Origin of the sequence: Labilibaculum manganireducens, assembly GCF_002843385.1 — a bacterium.
In the GTDB taxonomy this organism is placed as follows: domain Bacteria; phylum Bacteroidota; class Bacteroidia; order Bacteroidales; family Marinifilaceae; genus Labilibaculum; species Labilibaculum manganireducens.
Genome location: NZ_MVDE01000033.1, coordinates 26,011 through 51,240 on the forward strand (window position 1 = coordinate 26,011; position 25,230 = coordinate 51,240).

Sequence of the window (25,230 nt, forward strand, 5' to 3'; positions counted from 1 at the left end):
TCAAGAAAAAACGGAGAACCATAATGATTCTCCGTTCCATATTAAATATGACAAATTTCTTCTACTTAAATAATTTCTTCAACAAATCTTTCCCTTTCTTTTCCAATTCTTTCTTGGCCCGTCGTTCCAACTCTTTGGCCACAGCCTGCTGAGCCTGCTTAATTGCTTTACTTAAATCAAGCTTCACATTAGGATTATCAACTGTACCAGTAATCTTCACAGCAACATCAAGCTCTTTAACTTCATCGAAACCAGGTAATTTATCGAAATACTGATTTACCTCTTTGCCCAACTCATCTTTTGGTAATTTCATATCCATGGTAAAATTCAATTTTCCATCAACAGACTGAGTTCCGTAAATTTGTGCCGGATGACCTGCAACTTTAGCTTCAAATGGCTTTACCTCCACATTTCCATCAGTAATTACAAAATTCATATCGAATTGAGTTATCGAAATCCGTTTGTATTTGTCATTTTTTAATGCCGCAGCTAAGGCGTCGAAAGCTTTATTATCTTTTATCACAATCATTTTGGAATGAATTGCTCCATTTCCATTCAATGTATTCATTACCGGACTCATTTCCTGATCAAGCAAAGATGTAATCTTTAAATCGGATGAAATCTTACCGGAACAATTCATAGCAATTGGAAGCATCTTTTTAATCATGCTTAATGATTCGTATGCTGAATTGATATCAAAATCCTTCACATCCAAACCAAAATCAATGGCTGGTTTCTGAATATTCTTAGTGTTGTAGGAACCATTCATTGTCATCGACCCTTTTAACATATCCATGGATAAGTCAGTTAACTGTGCTTTAGCATTTTTAACAACAATTAGTCCCTTTACATTCTCGATATTCATTTTATCGAACTGTATCAGTTTCATCGAAGAAACCAATTTTAAGTCTAAATTAGCCGGAATTTCAATCACGCTTAATGGAATTGTATCCGAAACCGCTTTTGCATCCTCTTCCTCTGTCATAAATTCATTTATATCAAATAAATTTGAACTCAAAATGAAGTTTCCTTTTAAAACTTTATCTTTTAAAACGTAAGGGATATAGTCCTCTATTTTTCCAGTTAACTGAATATCCGAAACTCCAATTTTGGAGTTAAAAGAAGTCAGGCTGATGTATTTTGGCGTAAAATTCAGAACAGAGCTTATGATCTTAATTCCTTGAGGAAAATCAGGAGTGGAGAATTCAAAGTTTTTCAATTTCACATCCCCTTTGGTCGTAATTTTTTCATATTCCTCCTTTTCTATAGCAGACATCTTTCCGCTAAAACTAACATCAGAGGTAACAACACCTGTAATTTTAATGCTATCCATTGGAATTGCATGGCGAATTTTGGCAAAATCAATCACTCCTTTGAATAAACCATTCATGTAAGGATCTGATATTGGATTCTTTACATGGATTTCTGCATCAAATGGATTGTTGGCAACCTCAAAATGAAATGAATTTACATCAGCTGTCAATAAATCCAGATCTCCTCCCGGATGTTTTACTTCCGCATTTATGGTAATATTGTTAACCGATTCTTTAAGATCAGGATATTTTAGAGTAGCCTTATCAACTGCTAACTTAGCACCAAATGACGGCATATAATCTTCTTTATAATCCCCTTTTACGAAAGCTGTTACTGCCAGAGCTCCGTTAGTCTCCAATCCTTTAAGATCGGCTTTGAATACATCAGGAACCATTGAAAGCAAGGTTTTAAAATCTGCCTTCTGAGCATTCATTTTCAAATCCAGACTATAACCATCCTCTAACATTCCAACATTTCCATCTATACCGAACACCAGTTCATTTAAGGTTAGTTTATTCTCTTTGAATGTGAATATCATATTCTGAAGATCAGCTCCAATAACCGCATCAAGCGATACACTCGCCTTTTTCAAATATTTTACACCATCGTAATCCAAATCAATTCCTGTAATTTGCGATTTTACATTCAAATTCGTCGATTTCACTGTAAAATCACCATTTAGCGTCAAATCCAAATCATCTACAACAAGAACAGTTTTTATGGATGCATCCGCGTAACGCAAAAAGAAATCTTCAATACGTACTTCTTCAAAAATCACTTTAAAATCAGAAACCTCGCCAGTCTCCTCTTCCACCACTGCCTCATCAGATTCTTTTACAATATCCCAATTTGCTTTTCCCGATTCCAAAACAACAGCATTTACTTTTGCGTTGGCCAACACAATTGCCCCAACTTTTATTTGAGTGCCGGACAACGCTGAACCCAAATCAACTGCAGTATATAAACTACCAACTGAAGCCAAAGTGTCAGTTGAGAATTCATTTTTGCCAACAACAGTTACATTCTCAAGCTCAACATAAAGGTTTGGGAAATTTTTAAACATCGATAATGATAAATCTCCTATTTCTACCTTAGCATCTATCGTATTATTAATTTCGGTTTTTACCCGCTCCATTATCTTATCTTTAAAGAAAAAGGGTAAAATGATTAGCAGTGCTAAAAGTAAGACTACAAATCCTCCAAAAAACTTTAGAAACTTCTTCATTATATCATTTATTTATATGGTTTTACATAACAAAAGTACAAAACCTTAAGCATTATACTTGATTCAATGAAAAAATAATCATGAACAAAGTAAATTTAGTTTTTTTTATCCTTAACTAAAATCCTAACTAAAAGATTTAGAGTTTTTTAATACCAGCTTCATTCTGAAGTTTCATTTTTATTAAAAAAAGACTCCTATTTATAGACTCAAAATGTAAAATTTATCTATATTTGCACCGCATTACCGAGGTAATCATGGATGCGTAGCATAACTGGATAGTGCACTACGTTACGGCCGTAGAGGTTGGGGGTTCGAATCCCTCCGCGTTCACGAAAACTCATCAAGAAATTGGTGAGTTTTTTTGTTTTAACACCGTTTTTATATTTACTCTCCACAAAAATATCTCGCTTAAAATAAAAAAGAAAGCATAACTGGATAGTGCATAACTATTTCTGGGTTACGGCCGTAGAGGTTGGGGGTTCGAATCCCTCCGCGTTCACGAAAACTCATCAAGAAATTGGTGAGTTTTTTGTTTTACCTATTTATTTAAACAAAAATATTTTTTTTTCGTAATATTTAAACATAGGCTTGCAGTATGAAAAGAAAAATAACTATATTTGCACCGCCTTAAAAAGGAAAAGGATGCGTAGCATAACTGGATAGTGCACTACGTTACGGCCGTAGAGGTTGGGGGTTCGAATCCCTCCGCGTTCACTTAGAAACTCATCGAGAAATTGATGAGTTTTTTTTATGTACTAAAATCAATACGAATTCAGGGATGAGAATCTAATTAGGGTTCGTAACAAGTTCATCACGAAGGGCGGGGAATATACCTCCGCGTTCACAAGAAACTCACCAATTTCTTGATGAGTCTTTTTGTTTTTAATCAAAATGAACAAGAATGATTGCCCCTACTGATTTAAGATCAATATGTTTGGAAACAATAATGTATTTTTAGAAGATTTTACTACCAATCAATTTTACCGCCCAAGTCCCCTTTCATCAACTGTTCCACTTCCTCCACACTAACGTCATTAGCATCACCTGAAATCGTATGCTTCAAAAATGAGGATGCAACAGCAAAATCAATTGTTTTTTGAGGATTGTTGGGATAAGTAAGAAAACCATAAATTAATCCAGCCATTAAAGCATCCCCTCCACCTACACGATCGACAATATGAGTCATTTGATAAGTTGAAGATTCCGATACTTGGTTTCCATCGAACATGATCCCCATCCAACTATTGTGATTAGCACTAATGGTTCCTCTTCGTGTGGTTATAATTTTTTCAAGCCTTGGGTACTTTTCCATCAAAAGTTTGGATACAGTACCAAAAGTTTCATTCGAATACTCAGCATCAGCGGATAAATTGGTTTGAATACCCAAAACTTTACCTGCATCAAACTCATTTCCTATCAGCACATTTGTTTTAGCAATTAAGGCAGGCATTACTTCTTCCACCTTATTGTTTTCCTTCCAAAGCTTGCTTCGGTAATTTACATCACAAGATACGCTTATTCCCATTTCGTTCGCTTTCGTAAGTGCTTCTATCAGCAACTCGGTAGCACCTGAAGAAATAGCAGGCGTAATACCCGTCCAATGAAACCAGCACGCATCCTGAAATATATCATTCCAATCAATCATGCCTTTTGTAAATCCGGTAAATGCCGAATTGGCGCGATCATAAACAACTTTAGAACCTCTGGCCACAGCGCCTGTTTCCAGAAAGTAAATACCCAAACGTTCCCCGCCAAAAACAATATAGCGCGTATCTACACCAAATTTATTAAGGATTGATTTACAAGATTTTCCAACATCATTGTTGGGCAAGCGAGTAACATAAGCCGTTGGTATTCCAAAGTTAGCTAATGACACAGATACATTAACTTCGCCACCACCGTATGTAGCATTAAATGTGTTGCTTTGCAAAAAACGTTTATAATCAGGTGTTGCCAATCGCAACATGATTTCTCCGAAAGTGATTACTTTTTTATTCATTGCTAATTCCTACTATCATTTAAATCTAAAACTCAAGACAAACACCTCTTTTTTTCATCCTGTAAAAAATCATTCGAAAAACACCACACACTGTGCGCGTTAACGGATTAGGTCAAAAAAAACTAAAATAAGCTATAATTAAATTTTGAAAACAAACACATATACATACAACACAACAGACATTATGCTCTAAAACAAGGAGTATTATCGTTTAATTTAAAAAACTCAAAAAGAATAAATTAATCCGTGCTCGTTAACGGAACGAATATACGTAAAAAACTAAAAAAACACAATTTTATAGCAATAGCTAAAATCATTCTCTTAATAAAACCAGTTCCGGTATTTAGAAAATATTCATAAATACCAATGAAAAAAAAAAAACTCCTTGAGAATAAAGACTGACATATTCCTCCTAAATGCCACCTTTTCAATTTAGAGAAACGAAATTAAAAGACATGTGAGTCTTTAAATCCATTTATTTAGCTTATTTTTATTCCGTCTAAATCCCAATTAAAATAAGTGACAACTATTACCACAAGCAAATTGTGGATTTAAACCAAATAACCTACTTCCTTTTGAAGTAGAATAAATTAACCAAACAAAAAACATGAGTACAAATTTTTCTGAATACATACAGGCTTTTGAAAAGACTCTTAAATCTGTTTTTCACGAACGGGATGACATTAACAAATTTAGTTCGCAAAGAGGTTTTCCTCCTTTGGTAATGAGAGAAGTTATGTCAGGAAACCCACTTTCCGTTGCAATTCCTGAAAATTATGGAGGTAGAGGTATTAAAGTAAAAGAATGTCTGGGCATATTAGCCTCTGCTGCATATGAATCTCTTCCTTTATCGCTGACCTTTGGAATTAATATAGGTCTCTTTCTTGAACCTGTGGCCAAATATGCAAATGAGATCGTAAAAAAAGATATTTTTCAACGCTTCCTTACCAAACAAAATATGGGCGGTTTAATGATTACTGAACCTGATCATGGAAGTGGTGCTTTAAATATGCAAACTTCATTCACAGAGAAAGACGATCGTTTTCATATTAAAGGAACGAAACATTGGCAGGGACTAACCGGTTTAGCAGATTATTGGTTAATTACATCACGTCATCAAAAACAGGATGGACAACTTGGCAGAGATATCGATTTTTTCATTTGCGATGTAACTCAAAAAAACCAACAAGTCGTTGTTGAAGAATACTATGACAATCTTGGTTTGTATATGATTCCTTACGGCAAAAATAAGCTCGATTTACAAATACCTAAAAACTTCAAATTAAATCCTGAAACAACTGGAATTAAAATGATGCTTGATATTTTGCACCGCAGCAGAATGCAATTTCCGGGTATGGGACTTGGTTTTATTAAAAGACTAATGGATGAAGCTTTGAATCAATGTAAAAATAGAATTGTTGGCGGCAAAAGTTTAATCTCTTACGATCAGGTACAATTTCAAATCTCTAAAATTCAGAGTGCTTTCACAATATGCTCGGCATTTTGCTCTCGAAGCAGCACAAAAAGCAGCATCGAAAATGATCTTTCGGCAGATGGAATTGAGGCCAATAGTGTAAAAACCATTGTGACTGATTTAATGCAGGAATCTGCCCAAACACTGGTTCAGTTATCTGGCGCAAAAGGCTATCGACTTAGTCACATTGGAGGCAGAGGAATTGTGGATAGCCGCCCGTTTCAAATTTTTGAAGGAGCAAATGAAATGCTCTACACTCAAATTTCAGAAATGGTAATCAAACTAATGAAAAAGAAAAAGGAATTCAACCTGTTTCAATTTCTGAAAAACTTTGATTTAACGACTAAAGCATCCGAATTCTTTAAAAAACAAACTGATTTTTCTTTAAACACCGATTTACCTCAACGTAAATTAGTTGATCTGGGAAGAGCCATAGGTAGAATTGTATCAGCAGGATTAGTAATTGACCTTGCTGAAAAAGGATTCCGAAAAGATTTAATTGAAAACTGTTTGTCTTCTCTTCAGCAAGACATCAGTAATCTAATCTATTCTTACCACAACAGCAGTAAAATTACAAGTGTTGATGAATATCAAGACGGAAGTTCATGGTTGGAATTCTCTTAATTCAATATTTATTTGTGCTATAATACAATGGTCATCTGCATCAGATGGCCATTTATATTTTTAAACAATAAGCCCTATCTCCTATTACCCTATAAATCTCCAGATTTCCCCTTCTGTTCTTGAAAAATTCTATTACTATAATACATCTAAACTTATAACGTAAATGTAAAACGGATGTTATTTTAAAGCCAGATGCTACAGATAAATCAATCGTCTTTGTTGAAATTTACAACTTTTGGCTTAGTAATTAAAGTTCATAATTAGCTAATTCAATATATTATTCTCAAAACCAAATTGACACGATGAACCAATTCGCAGATGAAATTCTTGTATTCATTGATTCCTTTTTAATATAAGAGCAGAATCTCATTCATTAGTACCAAAACTAAAAACTAATACACAAAGGCATGAGAATTATAAAATTAACAATAATATTAAGAATTGCTGTAATGATGCTTTTAGATGTAAACTTTGCACAAGCTCAACAAAGAGATCAACAAGGTCCACCTCCAATTCCAGATGCATCACAGATAAAAACAATGGTGATGAAATTATCAGGTACTCTCGTTCTAAATGATGTCCAAAGCAAGCAAATGTATGATTTATTTACAGCTCATTTTGAAGAATTATCGGCTAAAATAGAATCATCCAACCATCCTAGAAGCGAAATGGAAGCCTTAAAAACTAAATTTGAAACAGAAGTGAAATCCATTTTAACTACCGAACAGCAAAAACAATTTGAGGTTTTCATGAAGCAAAATGAGCCAAAACACAGGCCTCATCATTCCCAAGAATAATCAATTGTAAATTTCCGGTTTATGGATCATCTTCGAAAAGATGTTCCATAAACCAATCTCACTTTCACAACAATATTAATCAAACCTGCTTGTGATCTTTTCTTCTGGAAATAAAACTCAGCAATTTGCAGATGAAATTTACCCATTCGTAGAATCTATTTAAACTAAATACAAAAAAAAACTTCCTTTGACAGGAAAGCTATCATATCACAAAAAGAAATAAACAACAAATAAAGCTGGTAATAATTTGAAGCTTTCTCTTAAAAATAAACATCTTGGAATTTTCAAAAAAACCTTAGCTAATACAATGTTTACTCAAAAAAGAAGTGAAAATATAGTCTATTGTTTAATATGCGCTATTGTATTGGCTTTGCCAGTTTTCACATTAAAAGGCGGTGATGAATTTAGCTGGAGCAGAGTTATTTTAGAGTGGATTCGAGTCCTCCCTTTTTTACTTATTTTCATTATAAACAATAGTCTGTTGGTCCCCAAACTACTATTTCAGAAAAAATTTATCTGGTATTTCACCTCAATATCTGCAATAGTTATTTTGTTTTCTGCTATAAACCATTTACCTAACGTACTTCATGATTTTTTGTTTTCCGGACACATTCCTAGGAATATGCCTATGCATCCCGGTGAACATATGAAACCGGAAAGTATGATGGATCCGTTTCGAAAACCACCCAATGATAGAAAACCACTGTTTGAAGGTTACAAATCTTTCAACTACATCATTTTCGAAAATATGATTATTTCCTTTTTGGTGATAGGTTTCAATAATGCTATAAAGATAGGTATTCAAAGACATTTAGAAGAATTGCAACATGAGGAAAAAGAAAAAATTTATTTAAAAACAGAACTCTCCTTTCTACGCCAACAAATTAGCCCTCATTTTTTCATGAATACACTCAACAACATTCACGCTCTAATAGAGATAGATCAGATTCAGGCTCAAAAATCAATAATAAAATTATCTAAACTAATGAGATATCTACTGAATGAATCGCAACAAGGAACAGCAACAATCAGAGAAGAATTTGAATTCATGACTTCCTACATCGACTTGATGCGTATTCGATATTCAGATAAAGTGAAAATTAATATAGATCTTGATGTAAAAGAGGATTATATAAAAATCCCTTCCTTACTTTTTATTTCTCTGGTAGAAAATGCTTTTAAATATGGGGTCAGCTATTCACAGGAATCCTATATTTTCATTGATGCAAAACAGGATCAGCATTGGTTGATCTTTGAAATAAAAAACAGTGTATCCCCTTTATCAAAAAAAGAAAAAGGTATTGGTGTAGGCTTGGTTAATTTGCAAAAACAATTGGATATTCTGTTTGATGGGATCCAGAGCTTAAACATTACTGAAAGTGAAAACGAATATTACGTTAGACTTACAATTCCTTTAGAAAATGATTAATTGCATAGCCATAGACGACGAACCCCTAGCTTTAAAACAAATAACCGGGTACATTGAAAAAACTGCTTTTTTAAATCTTAAGGCTAGCTTCGAGAATGCCATGGATGCTCTGCAGTTTATTGCAGAAAATAAGATTGATCTGATTTTTCTGGATATTCATATGCCCGATCTGAATGGTATGGACATGGCTAAATCACTAGACAATCGTCCAAAAATAATTTTCACAACTGCGTATAGCGAATATGCAATAGATGGATTTAAGGTAAATGCCCTTGATTATATCCTGAAACCTCTTGACTATACTACTTTTTTAAAATCAGCACTAAAGGCTCAAATGCACCTCGACCACATCAGTTCTAAAACCGAAGATCTAAATGCAAATTCTGATCACTTATTTATTAAATCGGAATACAAAATTATCAGAATCGAAATTAAAAACATACTTTACATTGAAGGTATGCGAGAATATGTGCGCATTCATTTAGATAATACGAAACCATTAATGACACTACTTAGCATGAAGAAGATAGAAGAAAAACTTCCATCCTCACCATTCATGAGAGTTCACCGATCCTTCATTGTAAACCTACAAAAAATCACAACTATAGAACGAAGCAGAATCATCTTTAATGATGTTTACATTCCAATAAGTGATCAATACAAAGAAAAATTTCAACATTTTATCGACAATAATTTCCTGATTTAAAAAGTCAGAGAATAAATTTTAATTCCACTTCGTTGTCGCGCCCTTCTTTTTGCTTTAACTGAAACTGCCCTTTCGGATTAATTTTCAAGCCCTTTTCAGAGGAAGAACTCGTAATTCTATCCTTTAACTCAGTCTGAACTTCCTGTGACAAATGATCATTAAAGTGCAGAAAAAAAGAATTTAAATTCGCATCGTCAAACTGAATCAAGAAAGCATTGCTGTCTACAAACAACAAATCATCATAAGGATAAGAAATTGTAAATCCCAGCTCTTCAATCAACTCTTTTATTTTTGTTAATTCCCGGTATACCGCACTCATAGATGTATTATTTTGTATGACAAATAATTAATTCAAACAAATGTTTCAGATTAAAAAGATTATCTGCCTGCTCGGCAAACTGGCATTCAGAATGTAAATGATTAAAAGCCTCTTCAAATTCGGCATCCGAAAACTCCAAATCCTCAACAATCTGAAACTTTCTAAATTCCATAATTCCATTTAATTTGTAAAGCGATTTCCGAAAACTGGAATCGCGATCCGCGTTTTTCATGAATTTTATTGCATTTCCTATCGACATATGCTTAGATTTTACATTTTTGTTAGTATTTTCCAACTCAATCCAACATTTATGTAGGACAAAGTCCTTTTCACAACTGATTACAAATCCAATAAACAAAGTAATTATAGAAAATCATCTCTGTTTTTATAGAATTACTGCAATTCATATGCCAAGGAATTTCTGCTCTGTACAAAAGAAATACCCTCAATTAAAAATTTCATTCGTTGATAAAATCCTCCATTCCGTTGATTCCTTTTTCAAAAACGGCTCTATTGTAATATTTTCGAAACAAAATTAATCAACTGGAAACCAAGTATGAATACGGAATGTTTTGATCAAATTAAATTAGTAGACATGGAAAAGGTGAGGTTAATGAACCGAACAGATCGGAAGTTTTGGTTTCATTCCGATTACCTTCCTAAACTATTACAGGAAGTGCAACATGACTACCACCTCCTATGCATCGAAGGGAAAAGTCTACTATCCTACTCTACTGCCTATTTCGACACCAAAAACGACCGTATGTTTTCAGCCCATCACAATGGCAAATTGAATCGTTTTAAAATTCGAAAAAGAACTTACATTGATTCTGGCATTCATTTTTTGGAAATCAAATTCAAAAATAACAAAGGAAGAACCATTAAGAAAAGAATCCCTTGTGCTCTCGATAATTCCTCATTCACTAGTACAGAATCTCAGTTCATTAATTCACACACTCCATTTTATACAAAAGAATTAATTCCCTCCTTGCTCAACAAATTCTCACGATTGACTTTAGTGAACAAAAACCTAAAAGAAAGATGTACCATCGATTTAGACATTGAATTTGAAGTAGCAAATCGCATTGTTACCCTTGACAATCTGGTTGTTGTGGAGATAAAATCGGATGGAAAATCTAATGTGTCGCCACTAGCACAGGCTTTGCGCAAAAATAGAATTAAAACCAGTGGTTTTAGTAAATACTGTATTGGCCGCTGCATCACCGATCCAATTCTAAAGCGGAATATATTCAAAGAAAAAATTAGAACCATCGAAAAAGTTACCCAAACAAGTATTCATATAATTTAAATAAGCATGCTCGATCTATTACAAATTTCAGACACGATTAGCAAAACAGTACCTGCTATAACTGAAATAAGTTCTTGGGAAGAAGAATTTCGATTTTTGGGAATCAAACTGATTAATATTGGCGATTTTACAGAACTCATCATCCGTTTCATTTTTAATACCTCGCTTATTTTTATGGTAACCCATGGCATGTATGCAAGGAACAGCAGTCGGAAAGATTTTTATTTCAGCTATCTATCTATTGGTGTGATTGTTTTCTTACTATGCTTCCTGCTAAACAGTGTAAAACTCGAACTTGGATTCGCTCTTGGCTTATTTGCCGTTTTTGGAATTATCAGATATCGAACCGATGCCATTCCAATAAAGGAAATGACTTATCTTTTCATCATTATAGGTATATCAGTAATGAACGCACTTGCCAACAAAAAGGTAAGTTATGCCGAATTAATCCTGACGAACTCGCTTATTATTGCCGGACTTTGGTTTCTCGAAAAAAGATTAATGCTTAAGCAGGAAAAATCCATTAAACTGATTTATGAGAAAATTGAAAACATTCACATGGAAAACCATGATAAATTGTTGGACGATTTTCAAACGAGAACAGGAATCAACGTTATCCGATATGAAATTGAACGAATCGATTTTCTGAGAGATGTTGCAGAAATAACCCTCTACTACAATGTTAATGGTCAATAATAATCAACCCAAATCTTAGATTATGAAGCATCTGATAAGAAAGACTCCCTACCTAATTATACTACTTTTGATTCTTGTTACTTCGGCAAGAGCACAGGAAGTTGAAAATGATTTTCAAACAAGAACATCAATCACTTTAAGTACAAAACTGCTCAAAAACCTAAAGCTCGATATTACGCCTGAATTGCGTTTCGAAGACAGCTTTACTCTTGACAAATACCTTTTGGAAGGAAAGCTTTCTTATGGAGTGTCAGATAATTTATCACTTGGTGCAGGATACCGGTATTACGTAAATAAAAGAGAAAGCAAAAGCACCGAATTTGATAATCGGTATTCATTCAGCATAAAATACGAAAAAGTCTGCCTCCGTTTCGAACCATCTCTAAAAATTAGCTATACTAACGACTCTGATGATGATTCGAACAGTAATTTACTTCGATGCAAAGCCTCGGTGAAATACAATATCCGAAAATGCAAAGTAACTCCTTTTGCAGGTGCCGAAGCTTTTCAGGAGTTTAACGGCGACGGCCTTATAAAAATGCGGTATTTTCTTGGTCTGGATTATAAAATCTGCAAAAAGAATTACATCGAAGCCAGTTATAAATTCGATTACTTTCAGAATGAATTAAAAAATAAACACATTGTTAGCATCGGTTATAAATTTAAATTTTAAACACAGTATTACAAACTAGAGTATCAGTCTTTAATTTCATTTCTGTTATAAATAATGCATTAGCAATAATAAAAAAAACAGCAAATGAATCTGTCTTATACTTTTATCGATTACGATACAGCATTCAATCATACACCGCAAGTCTAAGGTTACAAATATAATTAAGGATAAATGCTGTTACAAACTATTTAAATTAACCATTAACAAATTACACTATGACAATGGAAAAAAAATTATTTTTCGTCGCCGCGGTATTTCTAAACTTTACCTTTCTTTCGTGCGAACGAGATACTAAACTGTATCAGACCGAAGACGAAGAGGTAATTAATGACGAAGGAAATGCAGAAAGTCATGATAATTCTGATGATTATACATGGGATAACACCAGTGAAATTCCGGTCTTGTTAAACGATAATTCAATTGTGTGCAATGCAATTGGTGTAAGCATAGACGAAAGTACCCTTACCATAACATCTGCAGGTACTTACAACATTAGTGGTTCACTCTCCAACGGACAAATTATTGTTGATACTGAAGACGAAGACATTGTTAGACTCCTACTAAATGGAGTTACGATTACCTGTTCGTACAATTCGCCCATTTATGTGAGAAATGCAGAAAAAACAATGATCGTACTGCAGGAAGGCACGCAAAATTACCTTACCGATGGAATAACATACACTTATGCCGAGTCTGATGATGATTCCAACGCAAGTATTTACAGCAAAGATGACCTGACTATTTACGGTAAGGGTTCTCTTACCGTAGCTGGAAATTTTAACGATGGAATTACCAGTAAAGACGGCCTTATTATAGAAAGTGATTTAATCACTGTGAATGCGGTTGATGATGGCATAAGAGGAAAAGACTATCTTATAATTAAAGATATAGAGCTTACTGTTATTTGTGGCGGGGACGGTTTAAAATCTGACAACGATGAAGATTCTTCAAAAGGCTATATTTCTATTGAGACGGGAACATTTACCATTACCGCAGATGGCGATGCCGTTTCTGCCGAAACAGATGTTTTAATTGCCTATTGTGAAATGAACATTATATCAGGAAACGGCAGTACTGGCAGTGTTTATTCAACTACATCCATGAAAGGAATCAAAGCAAATGAAATAATAAGTATCGACAATGGCATTTTTACGATTAATTCAACTGACGACGCTATTCATTCAAATGGAAGCATCACCATTAATGAAGGTACTTTTGAGATTGCCTCTGGTGATGACGGCATACACGCTGACGCTGACCTGGATATCATTGGAGGATACATCAACATCAGTAAATCTTACGAAGGATTGGAAAGTGCCCAAGGAAACATCAACATTTATGAAGGAGAAATATTCGTAATATCGAGTGATGATGGCGTTAATGTCTCCGCAGGTAGTAATTCTAACAGACCTGGCGGAACAAAATCCTCAACCTCTTATTCTCTGAATATTTACGGTGGCTACATTGCAATTAATTCGAAGGGAGATGGATTGGATTCCAATGGTGCAATTACTATTAGCGGAGGAACTATAATCGTTAGCAGTTCTGAATTAAGTGATAACAATGCCATAGATTACGATGGCTCCTGTGTAGTTAGCGGAGGATTGATTATAGCATCAGGTACTTCGAGAATGAATCAGGCACCCAGCACATCTTCATCTCAGTACTCAGTTTCAATCACATTTAGCTCAACTCAAAAAGCAGGAAGAATGATCCATATTGAAAGTACTGATGGCAGTCAAATTCTGACGGTAAAACCTAAAAAATCTTTCCAGTCTTTGGTCGTTTCTTCTCCCGATTTAAAAAAAGGAACTACCTACAATATTTATCAGGATGGAAGTTCTACCGGATCAGAGGAGAATGGCCTGTACACAAATGGGACATATACTGCAGGTAGCAAATATTCAAGTTTTAGCATATCAAGCATGGTGACCTATGTAAATTAAAAAAAACATAACTCTATGATCTTTGCAGATTCTTTCATAACAAGAAAGAATCTGCTTGCTTTTTTAGCATCACCCTCCTAATCTGAAACAAAATATATTTAAAATAAGGATAAATTTGACTTGCCGTTTGAAATATTATAGAATTCTACCACTTAAATCTTTGTTAGGTCAAATCGAAAATTAAACTTCATTGGTAATAGTAGGCTGACAGTTTTGCACCATCTTATAAAAAATTCTTATCCAAATATTCCTGAAATCTCTCTTTATACATATCACTCACCGGTATGTATGTCTTTCCAAAAATTATTCGGCTACGTTCTATGGTGTCAATTTTATCAAGATTGACAATATACGACCGGTGAACACGCATAAATCTGTCTTCCGGCAATTTTTGTTCAAGGGACTTCATTGAATTGAGCGATAAAATTGGTTTCTCGTTTTCTATTGTATGAACTTTAATGTAATCTTTTAACCCCTCGATGAATAAAATATCATTAAAATTGATCCTACGGATTTTATATTCCGACTTAAGAAACAAAAATTGACTATTGGCTTGAATGATTGGTTGTGCATCCATTTCCAGTTCACATTGTTTATGCGCTTTTCTGGCCGCTTTAAGAAATTCTTCATAGCTAAACGGCTTCAGTAGATAATCAAGCGCATTTAATTTAAAACCTTCAAGAGCATACTTCTCGTAGGCAGTTGTAAAAATGATTTTATGCGCACCTTCAAGACTTCGTGTAAATTCAATCCCTGTCAAATCAGGCATTTGTATGTCAACAAAAATTAAATCGACCGGTTGCGACGATAAAAAATCAATCGCATCCAGCGGATGATCAAATTCACCAACCAATTCCAGAAAAGATGTTTTCTTAATGTATTCGCTCACCAAATTAAGGGCAAGCGGTTCATCGTCGATAACAATGGCTTTCAATTTCATATGATTATAATTTTAAACTTTTGCCATATGGAACTTACCATGCTTGGAATAATCATCCCCCTGTGTGTCAAAATCGCTTTGGCATGGCTCGTTTCATATTGTCAAATTTTTAATGTTCAGATAGACCCTGAAAGTTGGTTCATTGTTGCTGATTTTTAAATCGTATTGATCGGGAAATAAAAGATTCAGCCTCTTTTTTACATTTTCAAGACCTATACCCGAGTATTGCAAATCATCCACCCGACCTCTTTGCCCAACACTGTTTTCACAATAAAAATGAATCTGGTCATCCTCAATTTCCATTCCAATAGTAATGAATGAGCGGTCGCGGTAACTCAATCCATGCTTAAAAGCATTCTCGACAAATGGAACAAAAAGTAATGGTGGGATCGAAAAATCAGTATAGTCTTTCGGAAATTCGATCTGCAATTCCACTCTGGAACTCAGCCTAAGCTTCATCAGATCGATGTAATTGCTCATAAAATCTATTTCGTGACTCATTAGCGTTTCGCCATGTTCCGATTCGTAAAGCAGATATCGCATCAATTTCGAAAGTTTCAGCACCGATTCCTGTGCCGTTGACCCGTCAATACCAATTAGCGAGTAAATATTATTTAGGGTATTGAAGAAAAAGTGCGGACTAACCTGATTTTTCAGGAAGGCCAGTTCCGAGTTTAGTTTTTCCTTTTCAAGCTCCTTTTGTTTTTCTTCATTCTGTTTCAATTTTTTCATCACACCAAGCCCCATTGCAAAACCCGAAATCAGAAACGAAACCAGAATGTGGTTATAAATCCCGAAAGCCTTCATCGGAGGCCGTATGTTATTGTCTTCGGTCAATTTTTTCATGACTTCCTGAAATTTGGCATTCTGAACCGAATCAAAAAGAATCGTATCATTAATATAGGAAGTCAAAAAGTAGGTGCCCAGAATCAATCCGGAAAGGATAACAAGATAACTTACTTTTCTATCCTGAAGAAAAAAACTTGGTATCAACCAAAGATAGCCAACATAAAAAATAAATCCTGCAGAAAGAGTATGCACATAAAACTGATACAAATGATGCCTGTCACTTGAGTCAAAAGCATTATTTAAATAGAATGGAATACTGATAATTATAATCCAGGCAATAACATGCAATCCTATGCTGATTTTTTTATCAGATATGCTTAAAATTTTAGCCATTGATTTTATTTTTACCAAAGATAATTAACCGCTACTCTAAAAAAAATGTTTTAACCAAATTCAGGTGTTCCATGCAGGCAATTAGAGATTCCCTTTGTCTCTTTTTCTTCCATCTTATCCAATCATCCAATATTATTCGTATCTCAAAGCATCAATCGGGTTTAAGCTGGCAGCTTTGCGGGCAGGGTACCATCCAAAGAAAATACCGATGGCCGAACAAACCAGAAATGACATAATCACTGAAAAGGAAGAAATAACTACCGGCCAGTTCATTACCGAAGCTGTAACCTGCGTAGCCAAAATTCCTAAAGTAATTCCAATAATCCCACCAAATGCGCTTAATAAAATTGATTCAATCAAGAATTGCATCAGGATATCATTTCCACGTCCACCAACCGAAAGCCGAAGACCAATTTCACGAGTACGTTCGGTAACAGATACATACATGATATTCATAATACCTATACCACCTACCAACAGCGATATTCCTGAGATGGCACCCAACAATGCAGTCATCACATCACTAATGGAGCTAAACATCTGAACTATTTCTGCTTGCGATCTCACCTGAAAATCATCTTCCTCACCCTCTTTTAGTTTATGACTGGTGCGTAACGATTCTGTAATCTGAGTGATAGCTGCATCATTCAATTCCTCGCTAACTGCTGATGCCGCAATACTCTGAATGTGAGTAATAGCCAAAATTCTTTTCTGAACCGTTGTATAAGGAGACATAATCAGGTCATCCTGATCCTGTCCCATCCCATTTTCACCTTTTTCACTCAAAACTCCAATAATAAGAAAAGGAATGTTCCCAAAACGAATTGTTTGACCTATAGGGTCTTTATCAGGAAACAAATTTTCGACAATGGTTTTGCCAACCAAACAAACTTTAGAATAGGATTGGATTTCCTTCTCGGTAAAACTCCGCCCGGATTTAATTGTATATTTACGAATATTAAAATATTTATTATTTACCCCATAAATAGTTGTTGGCCAGTTTTCATTGCCAACAACTGCCTGACCACTTGAACGGACTTCTGGTGAAATAGCACTGATCGCCGGACAATTCTTCTCAATAAACTCTAAATCTGTCAATTTAAGGTTTTGCGCATCACTATTTCCCATTCGTACTCCTCCTTTTTGCTCTCCTCCAGGCATCACAAAAATAAGGTTGGTTCCCATATCCGACATTTGTGACTGAATACTCTTCTTTGAACCCTGCCCAATGGCGAGCATCACAATCACCGAAGCCACCCCTATAATGATGCCCAGCATAGTTAAGAATGCTCTGAATTTGTTACGTTTCAAGGCACTTAATGCTATTTTTACTGAATTAGTATAATTCATAATTATATATATATTACAATTAATAGAGTTCTTCCAACGGAAGTGCATTGAGTAATTCGATGGCATTATTTTGTTTGCTAACAATTTCTTCACGAATAATATGCCCGTCGCGAAAAACTACTTGACGGGTCATAAATTTAGCGATGTCAGGCTCATGAGTAACAAACACAATTGTTTTCCCTTTTGAATTCAAATCCTGAAATAATGCCATAATTTCGTAGGAAGTTCGGGTATCCAGGTTACCGGTGGCTTCATCAGCAAGAATTACAACCGGATCGTTTACCAGCGAACGGGCAATAGCTACACGCTGTTGCTGCCCTCCCGAAAGTTGATTTGGCATGTGATGTATGCGATCACTCAGACCTACGGATTCAAGAGCGGCTTCAGCACGTTCGCGACGTTCTTTCGGTTTAATTTTCGAGTTGTAAAAAAGAGGAAGTTCAACATTTTCGAGTGCCGAAGTTCTCGACAAAAGATTATACGACTGAAAAACAAATCCCAGTTTGTGGTTGCGCAAGGCTGCCAGTTCATTATTCGAAAGCTCTCCCATACTTATTCCATCCAAAAGGTAAGCTCCTGAAGTTGGTTTATCCAAACAACCTAAAATATTTAACATGGTCGATTTTCCTGATCCGCTGGTTCCCATAATAGCCACGAACTCACCTTGTTTAATTTCAAGATTTATACCTTTCAAAGCCCGCACCGTAATTTCGCCAACATAAAAATCCTTTTTCAGATCTTTAACTTCTATTATTGTTTTCATCTGTTTGTATTTTTCATGTTCTGGTCAGATGGAACTAACCACGATTAAATAATCATGCCCATATGTGAGTCAATAATTGTTTAATTATGGATCGTTCATATCTGTTTATTTAACTGATTTTTTATTACCTCCTGGCCTTTGTGGCATAAACGGACTTTGGCTGGCTGCTGGTGCAGAAGTTGATTGAGCTGCAGATTCAGTATTCATTGAAACCACAACTTCGTCGCCCTCTTTTAACCCTGATACAACTTCGTAATTAATTTCATCAGTGACACCTACTATGACATTTTGTAAATGAATGATACCACCCTGTTTCACCCAAACAATTTGCCCTTCCCCGTCTGATTTCTGAAATTCAGCATTTCCTTGTCTCAATTCAGACTCTGGTCGCTCACCAATCTGTTCATTCCCTCCCAAAACAGATTCATTGTAATTTTCTACTGCTGCAGGATCGGGTTTAAAACGAATGGCTTTTGCCGGTACCAGTAAAATATCTTTCGCTTCAGTAACAAAAAATGTTGCATTAGCGGTCATTCCAGGCATTAGTATTTTCTCAGGATTTGGAGCATTAATAATTACGGTGTAGGTAATAACATTAGATGATTCAACCGGTTGCAATCTTATTTCGGTAACCGAACCAGAGAATTTTTTTAAGGGAAACGCATCAACAGTAAATTCAATCCGTTGACCATTACGAACCTGTCCTATATCAGCCTCATCAATATTAGCTTCCACACGCATTTGAGTCAGATCATTTGCAATCGTAAACAAAGTTGGCGTACTAAAACTTGCTGCTACTGTCTGTCCTTCGTCAACAGCCCGTTCAAGAATAATCCCATCAATTGGTGAATAAATTCTGGCATACGACCAATTAATTTTATTTTTGTTGTATACTGATTTTGCATTATTCAGACCCGCTAAAGCATTACTATAATCATATTCAGCCAAATCAAAATCCGATTGTGCTATCAGTTTTTTATCAATCAGTGCTTTGTAACGCTCAAAGGTTGCTTTTTGGTATTTCACCTGTGCTTCAGCCTGATCAACCGAAGATTTACTTTGTTCCAACTGTGCCAATAATGGTGTTTCATCCAACAGAGCTAATAACTGTCCTTTTTTTACCTGCGAGTTAAAATCAACAAATATTTTCTCGATAACACCTGAAACCTGAGTACCCACCTCTACAGTTTTAACAGCTTCGAGTGTTCCTGTTGCAGTAATTGTATTACTAATTGTTCCTTTTTCAATTTTTGCGGTTTCAACCGTGATACTTTTTTTATTACTCCCAAGGGATCTGGAGATAAAAAAACCTATGGCAAGAATGACCACAACTGATCCAATATATATAAATTTCTTTTTCATGATGATGTATTTATTTTGTTTCTGTTTCTACTCAACGACAATCAGAGTGTCAATGGAATTCCTTTATAAAAATCGAGCACCTTATAACTAAAAATCATATTGAATTTTGATTGCAGCAATTCGCTTTCAGAAGTGATTAGATTGGTTTTTTGAACTAAAAAATCCACCGAGTTAAGCAAACCCAATTTGTATTTTTCATTCGTCACGTCATACGATTCCTGAGTCGATTTATTTTGCTCCAGACTGGCTGTGTAACGGCTTTGAGCCGAAACCACATCAGCGCAGGCTTGTTCAATGCTTTTACGCAGTTCGTTTTTCGTATTCACAAGATCCAACTCTGCTTCAAATACCGATATGCTTGCAACAGCCACATTTGTTTTAATTTGTTTTTTCTGAAATATTGGAATAGATAGTGAAACTCCAACTGATGGGTTTACTTTATCATTTAACTGACTAAAATATCCAGAACCTGTTGTTAAGCTGGAATAAGCTGAAGACAACCCCGCATTCATTGAAAGACTTGGAAGCGCATCTGCTCTCGCAATTTTGATACCCAACATGGCGCTTTCTTTAGTAAGCTCAGCATATTTAATTTGTGGCTTAATACCCAATGCCAGATTGTAAATTTCCTGTGCCTCTGGCTCACCGGACTCAAGCAACATGCTGTTCAAATCAGGAGAACTAATTTCAAAACTCATATCTACAGGAAATTCCATCAATTGCATGAGTGTAACTTTGCTCATATACAATTCACTTTTCGCTGCCGCTAAGGTTGATTTTTCCATTGCAAGTTCGGACTTGATCTGCAAATAATCCGACATCGAAATTACCCCCAGGTCTACCCTTTCTTTTGCCAGATCCAACTGCTCTGTAGTTGACTCAATTTGCTTTTGGGCATTACTAACGCTTTCTTTTGCATACAAAACCTGGAGATAACCATTAAGGATATTTAAACCTATTGATTCCTTTACCTCTTCAGAATAAAAATGCCCGCTCTCTAAATCAAGCTTTGCCGATTTAATCTGATTCGTTAGTTTATTGCCATTAAAAAGGGATACATTTGAATTCACAGAATAACTGGTACTGTTTGCACCTTTACTACTTCCATATTCTCCAGTTGTTGAATCGAATCCTTTGTACCAGTTAAAATTTTGGTTCGCCGATGCATTCAGTGAAGGCAATCGGTTGGCTTTTGCCTGTTTGGAATAAAGCTCATTTTTGTTATTTAACAAATCAGCTTTCTGAACTGTAATATTATTAGTCAAAGCATAATTAATACAATCCTCCAAAGTCCATATTTTGTTTTGGGCTTTACCTGTAATACCTGAAGTGAGAATCAAAAATCCGGCAATCAGTAAACTTGTTTTTATTTTTTCCATACCTATATTGCTATTTTAACCTAAAACTACTGTTACAGCATATTTTGAAGGCATTAAATAGACAATTGGCAGATTTTCACCGACGTTTAGGTGTTTTTTGAGTTTGGTGAAAAATCAGTAATCTCAGAATAAGCGAATTTAAAAGACTTTAAAAAGCTAAATTTTTCATTCCTTTTATAAATTTCAGCTTGTTTTTCACCAGCGATTTATAAAAAGAACTATTTTTATGCCGAAATACTAAAGATGATGAAGAGAAAGTATAAAGTATCGGTTATTCAGCTTAACCTAAATGACATACCCGAGAACAACCTTAAAAAATGTTTAAGCTGGGTAAGAGAAGCTGCGAAACAAGGAGCAGAGGTAATTTCATTACCAGAACTATACAGTAGTCATTACTTCTGCCAGAGTGAAGATGTTGACAATTTTGCCTTGGCAGAACCTTTGTACAGCACGTCATTTACAGCTTTTAGTGCTTTGGCAAAAGAGCTGGGTGTAGTGATCGTTGTTCCGTTTTTTGAAAAAAGAATGCCAGGCATCTATCACAACAGCGCATATATTATTGATACAGATGGATCGGAAGCTGGCTTGTACCGAAAAATGCACATCCCGGATGATCCTCATTTTTACGAAAAATTCTACTTTACTCCGGGAGATTTAGGCTTTAAAAGTATAAATACCAGTAAGGGCAAAATAGGAACCTTAATTTGCTGGGATCAATGGTATCCTGAAGCTGCAAGATTAACTGCACTAAAAGGAGCCGAAATTTTATTCTACCCTACTGCAATTGGTTGGGCGCCGCACGAAGTTGAAGAGTTTGGAGAAAAACAACACGGCGCATGGATGAATGTAATGAAAGGTCATGCTGTTGCAAATGGAATTTATGTTGCTGCAGCAAACCGAATAGGATTGGAAAAATATGTTCCCGACACAAATGGGATTATCTTCTGGGGAGGTTCATTTATAGCCGGTCCGCAAGGTGAAATATTAGCTCAGGCTTCTCACGATAAAGAAGAAATATTAATTGCTGAAGTCGACTTGGATTTACAAGAGAATGTTCGCCAAAACTGGCCTTTTTTCAGAGACAGAAGAATTGATGCATTCGGAGAAATTACCAAAAGAGCAATTGATTAATTATGAGCGCACAAAACAGAAGATTCCCGGCTGAATGGGAAAAACAACAAGGCATTATTCTTTGTTTCCCGCACAACGGGAACGATTGGCCTGGAAAATATCAGGCCATACAGTGGGCATTTATAGAATTCATTAAGAAAGTTGCCGGCATTGAGCAAGTTGTGCTTGTAGTGGCCAATGAAAAAATAAAACAAAAAGTAAGCAGGATGCTTACAACGGCTCATGTAAATCTTGCCAACATCGATTATGTGCTGCACAAAACAAATCGGAGTTGGATGCGCGATTCCGGGCCGATTATTATAAAAAACGGAACCGATTCACGAGAAGCATTAAACTTCAATTTTAATGGCTGGGCGAAATACAAAAATTTCCAGTTGGACAAACCTGTCCCTGAAAAATTGGCTTCCTTTCTTAAACTTCCTGTAACACAGGCTATGTATAAAGGCAAACCTGTAATTTTGGAAGGTGGAGCTATTGACACCAATGGCAAAGGAACGCTTTTAACTTCTGAGGAATGTTTGCTCGACCATGAAATTCAGGTTCGCAACCACGGCTTTACCAAATCAGATTACGAAGCTGTTTTTAAAGAATATTTAGGAATCACCAACACCATTTGGCTGGGAAATGGAATCAACGGAGACGATACGCATGGACACATTGATGATTTGTGCCGTTTCGTTAACCAAAATACCATTATTACAGTGGTTGAGTCAAACAAAGAGGATGCAAATTATCTGCCTTTGCAGGATAACCTTACGCGATTAAAAAATGCCAGACTGGAAGATGGTACACAACCTAATATTGTGGAATTGCCAATGCCTAGCAAATTAGAATTCGATGGAATTAGAATCCCTGCAAGTTATGCTAACTTTTTAATTTTAAACCGTTGCGTTCTTGTTCCTACGTTCAACGACAGTAAAGATCGAATTGCATTGCAGATTATAGCCGATTGTTTTCCCGACAGAGAAATAATAGGCATCAGCGCTATTGATTTAATTTGGGGTTTTGGAACCTTACATTGCTTAAGTCAGCAAATTCCTGAATAAATCACTTTGCAACAATAAAATACAAACCACTGGAAATTCCAGTGGTTTTTGTTTCACTTTAAAAATCGTAACGAATACCAGTGAAGATGCCAATTGAATATGGCTTGTAATCATACTGATTACTTGTGTTAATAGAGTTCAGATAATATTTTACCGAAGGTTCTAAACCAATTTGAAGTTTTGAGTTCAGCCTGTATTCCAAACCAAAACTAAACTGAGAACTGAAGTTTGTTGTACGAATGCCATCAATTTCCCCTATCTTTTTATTTCCCTGTGATTGGTCATACACACCATTTCCAACAATCATATTGGCACTTAATCCACCCGAAACGAACATCCCTACTCTCTTCTGAATAAGATTGTAACGCATTAAAAGAGGTATTTCTATCGACTTAAAGCTTTGGATTAAATCTTCCGAAGAAGATGGAGAATAAGAACTTGAAATTTTTTCGCCGGATGCTGCAGTCATAGGTAAATTACTACCTCCACTTAATTTTATTGGTCCTGCTGCTGTGTGTTCCGGATAAGTTCGTGTTAATACAACCTCATTATTCACAAAATTTTCATCAGATCCAAAAATTGGATCGGCATACATAAGGGCATCCCGGCTTCCACCGCGAGCACTCATATCCTGACCAAAGCGGTTGTAAACTATTCCGGTTTGCACAGCCAATTTCTCATTCATGGCATAATTCACCTTAGCTCCTCCTCCAACACTCCAAATTCCAGAGCCTGCATTACCACCTTTACTATCGCCCGAATAAGAAGAATAACTAGACGAAACCTGACCTATTATTGACCATCTGTTTTCTTTGTTTTTATCATGCCCCAATTGCTCAATTGCCAAAATATTTTTTTGAATTTGTATTTCATCCGCTAAAAGTACTAAATCCTGTTGCTTGGCTAATTGACTCGTATTTGGAACTAACTGAGAAGGAGGATCATACTCGAAATTCGAAAGCTTTTCCTCCGTTTTTCGATTCATCAATCCATTCACAAATTCACTATCCAAAAAGGCCAAATCTTTTTCGTTTGATAGAAATGTGGTGTTTAATTTCGATGCTCTAATTTCCGTACCATTAGAATCTGGAAACTTACTAAGCAGACTGCTTGTATTTCCATTGTTAAATATTTCCGGTGAGTTCGCATCCTCTAAATTCGGTTTATGAGATACTTTATCTGCAATCATTATTTCCTCTTGCTCATTTTCAGACACATACAATTCATCTGAAGTATTCGCATTATTGATTAATTCCTTTTTAGTTGAACTATTCGTTTTGGAATCTATTTGCTGATCGAAGTTTCGCACAGAATCATTTTGAAATGATGTACTATTTTCAGAAAGAGTATTTAGTTGCATGTTGTAGTTTGACTGCCCACTAAAATAGTGATTGCCTATAGCCAAGAGCAAAAGAATTGACGCAGCAACACCTGTCCACATGTAAATAGCAAACAACCTCTTCTTCTTTGCTGCCATCAGCTGACTGTTTATTCCTTCCCACACTTTAGGGTTCGGAGAAACTGACAGATTTTTTAATCCCTCGGCAAAAAGACTATCCATATGTT

At 35.5% G+C, this 25,230-nt stretch carries 21 protein-coding genes and 3 tRNA genes; 13 read left to right on the forward strand and 11 right to left on the reverse strand.

The window, feature by feature from the left end:
* Positions 1–61: 61 nt before the first annotated feature.
* Positions 62–2,539 carry an AsmA-like C-terminal region-containing protein gene (locus BZG01_RS17005; RefSeq protein WP_101311046.1) on the reverse strand — a complete coding sequence of 826 codons (2,478 nt, stop codon included), beginning with the start codon at positions 2,537–2,539 and terminating at the stop codon, positions 62–64.
* Between the two features lie 256 nt (positions 2,540–2,795).
* On the opposite strand from BZG01_RS17005, the gene BZG01_RS17010 reads away from it, so the two are divergent.
* The 3 genes from BZG01_RS17010 (at position 2,796) to BZG01_RS17015 (ending at position 3,253) form a co-directional block, all read left to right on the forward strand.
* Positions 2,796–2,869, forward strand: a tRNA-Arg gene (locus BZG01_RS17010).
* A gap of 91 nt (positions 2,870–2,960) precedes the next feature.
* Positions 2,961–3,038, forward strand: a tRNA-OTHER gene (locus BZG01_RS21615).
* Positions 3,039–3,179: 141 nt separating this feature from the next.
* Positions 3,180–3,253 (forward strand) — tRNA-Arg (locus tag BZG01_RS17015).
* 253 nt (positions 3,254–3,506) lie between these two features.
* Here the strand turns inward: BZG01_RS17015 and BZG01_RS17020 are convergent.
* Entirely contained in the window at positions 3,507–4,538 is a 1,032-nt protein-coding gene (locus tag BZG01_RS17020; RefSeq protein ID WP_101311047.1) for a sugar kinase, read from the reverse strand.
* Between the two features lie 607 nt (positions 4,539–5,145).
* Here BZG01_RS17020 and BZG01_RS17025 point away from each other — a divergent pair.
* The 4 genes from BZG01_RS17025 (at position 5,146) to BZG01_RS17040 (ending at position 9,568) form a co-directional block, all read left to right on the forward strand.
* The gene (locus BZG01_RS17025; protein WP_101311048.1) at positions 5,146–6,636 is read left to right on the forward strand and encodes an acyl-CoA dehydrogenase family protein; all 1,491 of its coding nucleotides are present in this window, start codon (positions 5,146–5,148) and stop codon (positions 6,634–6,636) included.
* Between the two features lie 407 nt (positions 6,637–7,043).
* Positions 7,044–7,433, forward strand: coding sequence for a hypothetical protein (locus BZG01_RS17030; RefSeq protein WP_143470930.1), 390 nt, complete (start codon positions 7,044–7,046; stop codon positions 7,431–7,433).
* Between the two features lie 661 nt (positions 7,434–8,094).
* Positions 8,095–8,862: a sensor histidine kinase gene (locus BZG01_RS17035; RefSeq protein ID WP_180327367.1), complete on the forward strand. Its 768-nt coding sequence runs from the start codon at positions 8,095–8,097 to the stop codon at positions 8,860–8,862.
* Positions 8,855–9,568, forward strand: a complete 714-nt coding sequence (locus BZG01_RS17040) for a LytR/AlgR family response regulator transcription factor (protein WP_101311051.1) — start codon at positions 8,855–8,857, stop codon at positions 9,566–9,568. The genes BZG01_RS17035 and BZG01_RS17040 overlap by 8 nt, the downstream gene beginning before the upstream one ends.
* Positions 9,569–9,572: 4 nt before the next feature.
* On the opposite strand, the gene BZG01_RS17045 is transcribed toward BZG01_RS17040, so the two are convergent.
* Entirely contained in the window at positions 9,573–9,887 is a 315-nt protein-coding gene (locus tag BZG01_RS17045; protein WP_101311052.1) for a hypothetical protein, read from the reverse strand.
* 7 nt (positions 9,888–9,894) lie between these two features.
* The gene (locus BZG01_RS17050) at positions 9,895–10,146 is read right to left on the reverse strand and encodes a hypothetical protein (protein WP_101311053.1); all 252 of its coding nucleotides are present in this window, start codon (positions 10,144–10,146) and stop codon (positions 9,895–9,897) included.
* Between the two features lie 336 nt (positions 10,147–10,482).
* On the opposite strand from BZG01_RS17050, the gene BZG01_RS17055 reads away from it, so the two are divergent.
* The 4 genes from BZG01_RS17055 to BZG01_RS17070 all read left to right on the forward strand — a co-directional run bounded on the left by BZG01_RS17055 (position 10,483) and on the right by BZG01_RS17070 (position 14,511).
* Positions 10,483–11,196: a polyphosphate polymerase domain-containing protein gene (locus tag BZG01_RS17055; protein ID WP_180327368.1), complete on the forward strand. Its 714-nt coding sequence runs from the start codon at positions 10,483–10,485 to the stop codon at positions 11,194–11,196.
* A 6-nt stretch (positions 11,197–11,202) separates the two neighbouring features.
* Positions 11,203–11,892, forward strand: coding sequence for a DUF4956 domain-containing protein (locus BZG01_RS17060; RefSeq protein ID WP_101311055.1), 690 nt, complete (start codon positions 11,203–11,205; stop codon positions 11,890–11,892).
* Between the two features lie 22 nt (positions 11,893–11,914).
* Positions 11,915–12,565: a DUF2490 domain-containing protein gene (locus BZG01_RS17065; RefSeq protein WP_101311056.1), complete on the forward strand. Its 651-nt coding sequence runs from the start codon at positions 11,915–11,917 to the stop codon at positions 12,563–12,565.
* A 221-nt stretch (positions 12,566–12,786) separates the two neighbouring features.
* Positions 12,787–14,511 (forward strand): carbohydrate-binding domain-containing protein, encoded by a 1,725-nt coding sequence (locus BZG01_RS17070; RefSeq protein WP_180327369.1) that lies wholly within the window; start codon positions 12,787–12,789, stop codon positions 14,509–14,511.
* Positions 14,512–14,734: 223 nt separating this feature from the next.
* Here BZG01_RS17070 and BZG01_RS17075 read toward each other — a convergent pair whose 3' ends face one another.
* The 6 genes from BZG01_RS17075 to BZG01_RS17100 all read right to left on the reverse strand — a co-directional run bounded on the left by BZG01_RS17075 (position 14,735) and on the right by BZG01_RS17100 (position 21,487).
* The gene (locus BZG01_RS17075) at positions 14,735–15,451 is read right to left on the reverse strand and encodes a LytR/AlgR family response regulator transcription factor (RefSeq protein WP_101311058.1); all 717 of its coding nucleotides are present in this window, start codon (positions 15,449–15,451) and stop codon (positions 14,735–14,737) included.
* 93 nt (positions 15,452–15,544) lie between these two features.
* A complete protein-coding gene (locus BZG01_RS17080; RefSeq protein ID WP_101311059.1) occupies positions 15,545–16,633 on the reverse strand; it encodes a sensor histidine kinase in 1,089 nt (362 codons plus the stop codon).
* Between the two features lie 132 nt (positions 16,634–16,765).
* Complete coding sequence (locus BZG01_RS17085) at positions 16,766–17,983, reverse strand: ABC transporter permease (RefSeq protein WP_101311060.1); 1,218 nt, start codon at positions 17,981–17,983, stop codon at positions 16,766–16,768.
* A gap of 19 nt (positions 17,984–18,002) precedes the next feature.
* Positions 18,003–18,746 carry an ABC transporter ATP-binding protein gene (locus tag BZG01_RS17090; RefSeq protein WP_101311061.1) on the reverse strand — a complete coding sequence of 248 codons (744 nt, stop codon included), beginning with the start codon at positions 18,744–18,746 and terminating at the stop codon, positions 18,003–18,005.
* Positions 18,747–18,851: 105 nt separating this feature from the next.
* Entirely contained in the window at positions 18,852–20,108 is a 1,257-nt protein-coding gene (locus BZG01_RS17095) for an efflux RND transporter periplasmic adaptor subunit (protein WP_101311062.1), read from the reverse strand.
* 41 nt (positions 20,109–20,149) lie between these two features.
* Positions 20,150–21,487 carry a TolC family protein gene (locus tag BZG01_RS17100; protein WP_101311063.1) on the reverse strand — a complete coding sequence of 446 codons (1,338 nt, stop codon included), beginning with the start codon at positions 21,485–21,487 and terminating at the stop codon, positions 20,150–20,152.
* 246 nt (positions 21,488–21,733) lie between these two features.
* Between BZG01_RS17100 and BZG01_RS17105 the strand changes: the two genes are divergently transcribed.
* Together BZG01_RS17105 and BZG01_RS17110 are read left to right on the forward strand one after the other, a co-directional pair.
* Complete coding sequence (locus tag BZG01_RS17105) at positions 21,734–22,618, forward strand: carbon-nitrogen hydrolase (RefSeq protein ID WP_218973149.1); 885 nt, start codon at positions 21,734–21,736, stop codon at positions 22,616–22,618.
* A gap of 2 nt (positions 22,619–22,620) precedes the next feature.
* On the forward strand, positions 22,621–23,664 hold the full coding sequence (locus BZG01_RS17110; protein ID WP_101311065.1) for an agmatine deiminase family protein: 1,044 nt from the start codon (positions 22,621–22,623) through the stop codon (positions 23,662–23,664).
* A 58-nt stretch (positions 23,665–23,722) separates the two neighbouring features.
* Here BZG01_RS17110 and BZG01_RS17115 read toward each other — a convergent pair whose 3' ends face one another.
* On the reverse strand, positions 23,723–25,225 hold the full coding sequence (locus tag BZG01_RS17115) for an outer membrane beta-barrel protein (protein WP_218973150.1): 1,503 nt from the start codon (positions 25,223–25,225) through the stop codon (positions 23,723–23,725).
* Between the last annotated feature and the right edge of the window lie 5 nt (positions 25,226–25,230).

Excerpts from the sequence above, each read along its gene's own strand:
- BZG01_RS17005 (WP_101311046.1), bottom strand. The coding sequence starts at position 2,539 with ATGAAGAAGTTTCTAAAGTTTTTTGGAGGATTTGTAGTCTTACTTTTA.
- BZG01_RS17035 (WP_180327367.1), top strand. The coding sequence starts at position 8,095 with ATGATGGATCCGTTTCGAAAACCACCCAATGATAGAAAACCACTGTTT.
- BZG01_RS17080 (WP_101311059.1), bottom strand. The coding sequence starts at position 16,633 with ATGGCTAAAATTTTAAGCATATCTGATAAAAAAATCAGCATAGGATTG.
- BZG01_RS17095 (WP_101311062.1), bottom strand. The coding sequence starts at position 20,108 with ATGAAAAAGAAATTTATATATATTGGATCAGTTGTGGTCATTCTTGCC.
- BZG01_RS17075 (WP_101311058.1), bottom strand. The coding sequence starts at position 15,451 with ATGAAATTGAAAGCCATTGTTATCGACGATGAACCGCTTGCCCTTAAT.
- BZG01_RS17065 (WP_101311056.1), top strand. The coding sequence starts at position 11,915 with ATGAAGCATCTGATAAGAAAGACTCCCTACCTAATTATACTACTTTTG.
- BZG01_RS17100 (WP_101311063.1), bottom strand. The coding sequence starts at position 21,487 with ATGGAAAAAATAAAAACAAGTTTACTGATTGCCGGATTTTTGATTCTC.
- BZG01_RS17090 (WP_101311061.1), bottom strand. The coding sequence starts at position 18,746 with ATGAAAACAATAATAGAAGTTAAAGATCTGAAAAAGGATTTTTATGTT.
- BZG01_RS17070 (WP_180327369.1), top strand. The coding sequence starts at position 12,787 with ATGGAAAAAAAATTATTTTTCGTCGCCGCGGTATTTCTAAACTTTACC.
- BZG01_RS17040 (WP_101311051.1), top strand. The coding sequence starts at position 8,855 with ATGATTAATTGCATAGCCATAGACGACGAACCCCTAGCTTTAAAACAA.
- BZG01_RS17055 (WP_180327368.1), top strand. The coding sequence starts at position 10,483 with ATGGAAAAGGTGAGGTTAATGAACCGAACAGATCGGAAGTTTTGGTTT.
- BZG01_RS17115 (WP_218973150.1), bottom strand. The coding sequence starts at position 25,225 with ATGGATAGTCTTTTTGCCGAGGGATTAAAAAATCTGTCAGTTTCTCCG.
- BZG01_RS17045 (WP_101311052.1), bottom strand. The coding sequence starts at position 9,887 with ATGAGTGCGGTATACCGGGAATTAACAAAAATAAAAGAGTTGATTGAA.
- BZG01_RS17030 (WP_143470930.1), top strand. The coding sequence starts at position 7,044 with ATGAGAATTATAAAATTAACAATAATATTAAGAATTGCTGTAATGATG.
- BZG01_RS17085 (WP_101311060.1), bottom strand. The coding sequence starts at position 17,983 with ATGAATTATACTAATTCAGTAAAAATAGCATTAAGTGCCTTGAAACGT.
- BZG01_RS17020 (WP_101311047.1), bottom strand. The coding sequence starts at position 4,538 with ATGAATAAAAAAGTAATCACTTTCGGAGAAATCATGTTGCGATTGGCA.
- BZG01_RS17050 (WP_101311053.1), bottom strand. The coding sequence starts at position 10,146 with ATGTCGATAGGAAATGCAATAAAATTCATGAAAAACGCGGATCGCGAT.
- BZG01_RS17025 (WP_101311048.1), top strand. The coding sequence starts at position 5,146 with ATGAGTACAAATTTTTCTGAATACATACAGGCTTTTGAAAAGACTCTT.
- BZG01_RS17110 (WP_101311065.1), top strand. The coding sequence starts at position 22,621 with ATGAGCGCACAAAACAGAAGATTCCCGGCTGAATGGGAAAAACAACAA.
- BZG01_RS17105 (WP_218973149.1), top strand. The coding sequence starts at position 21,734 with ATGAAGAGAAAGTATAAAGTATCGGTTATTCAGCTTAACCTAAATGAC.
- BZG01_RS17060 (WP_101311055.1), top strand. The coding sequence starts at position 11,203 with ATGCTCGATCTATTACAAATTTCAGACACGATTAGCAAAACAGTACCT.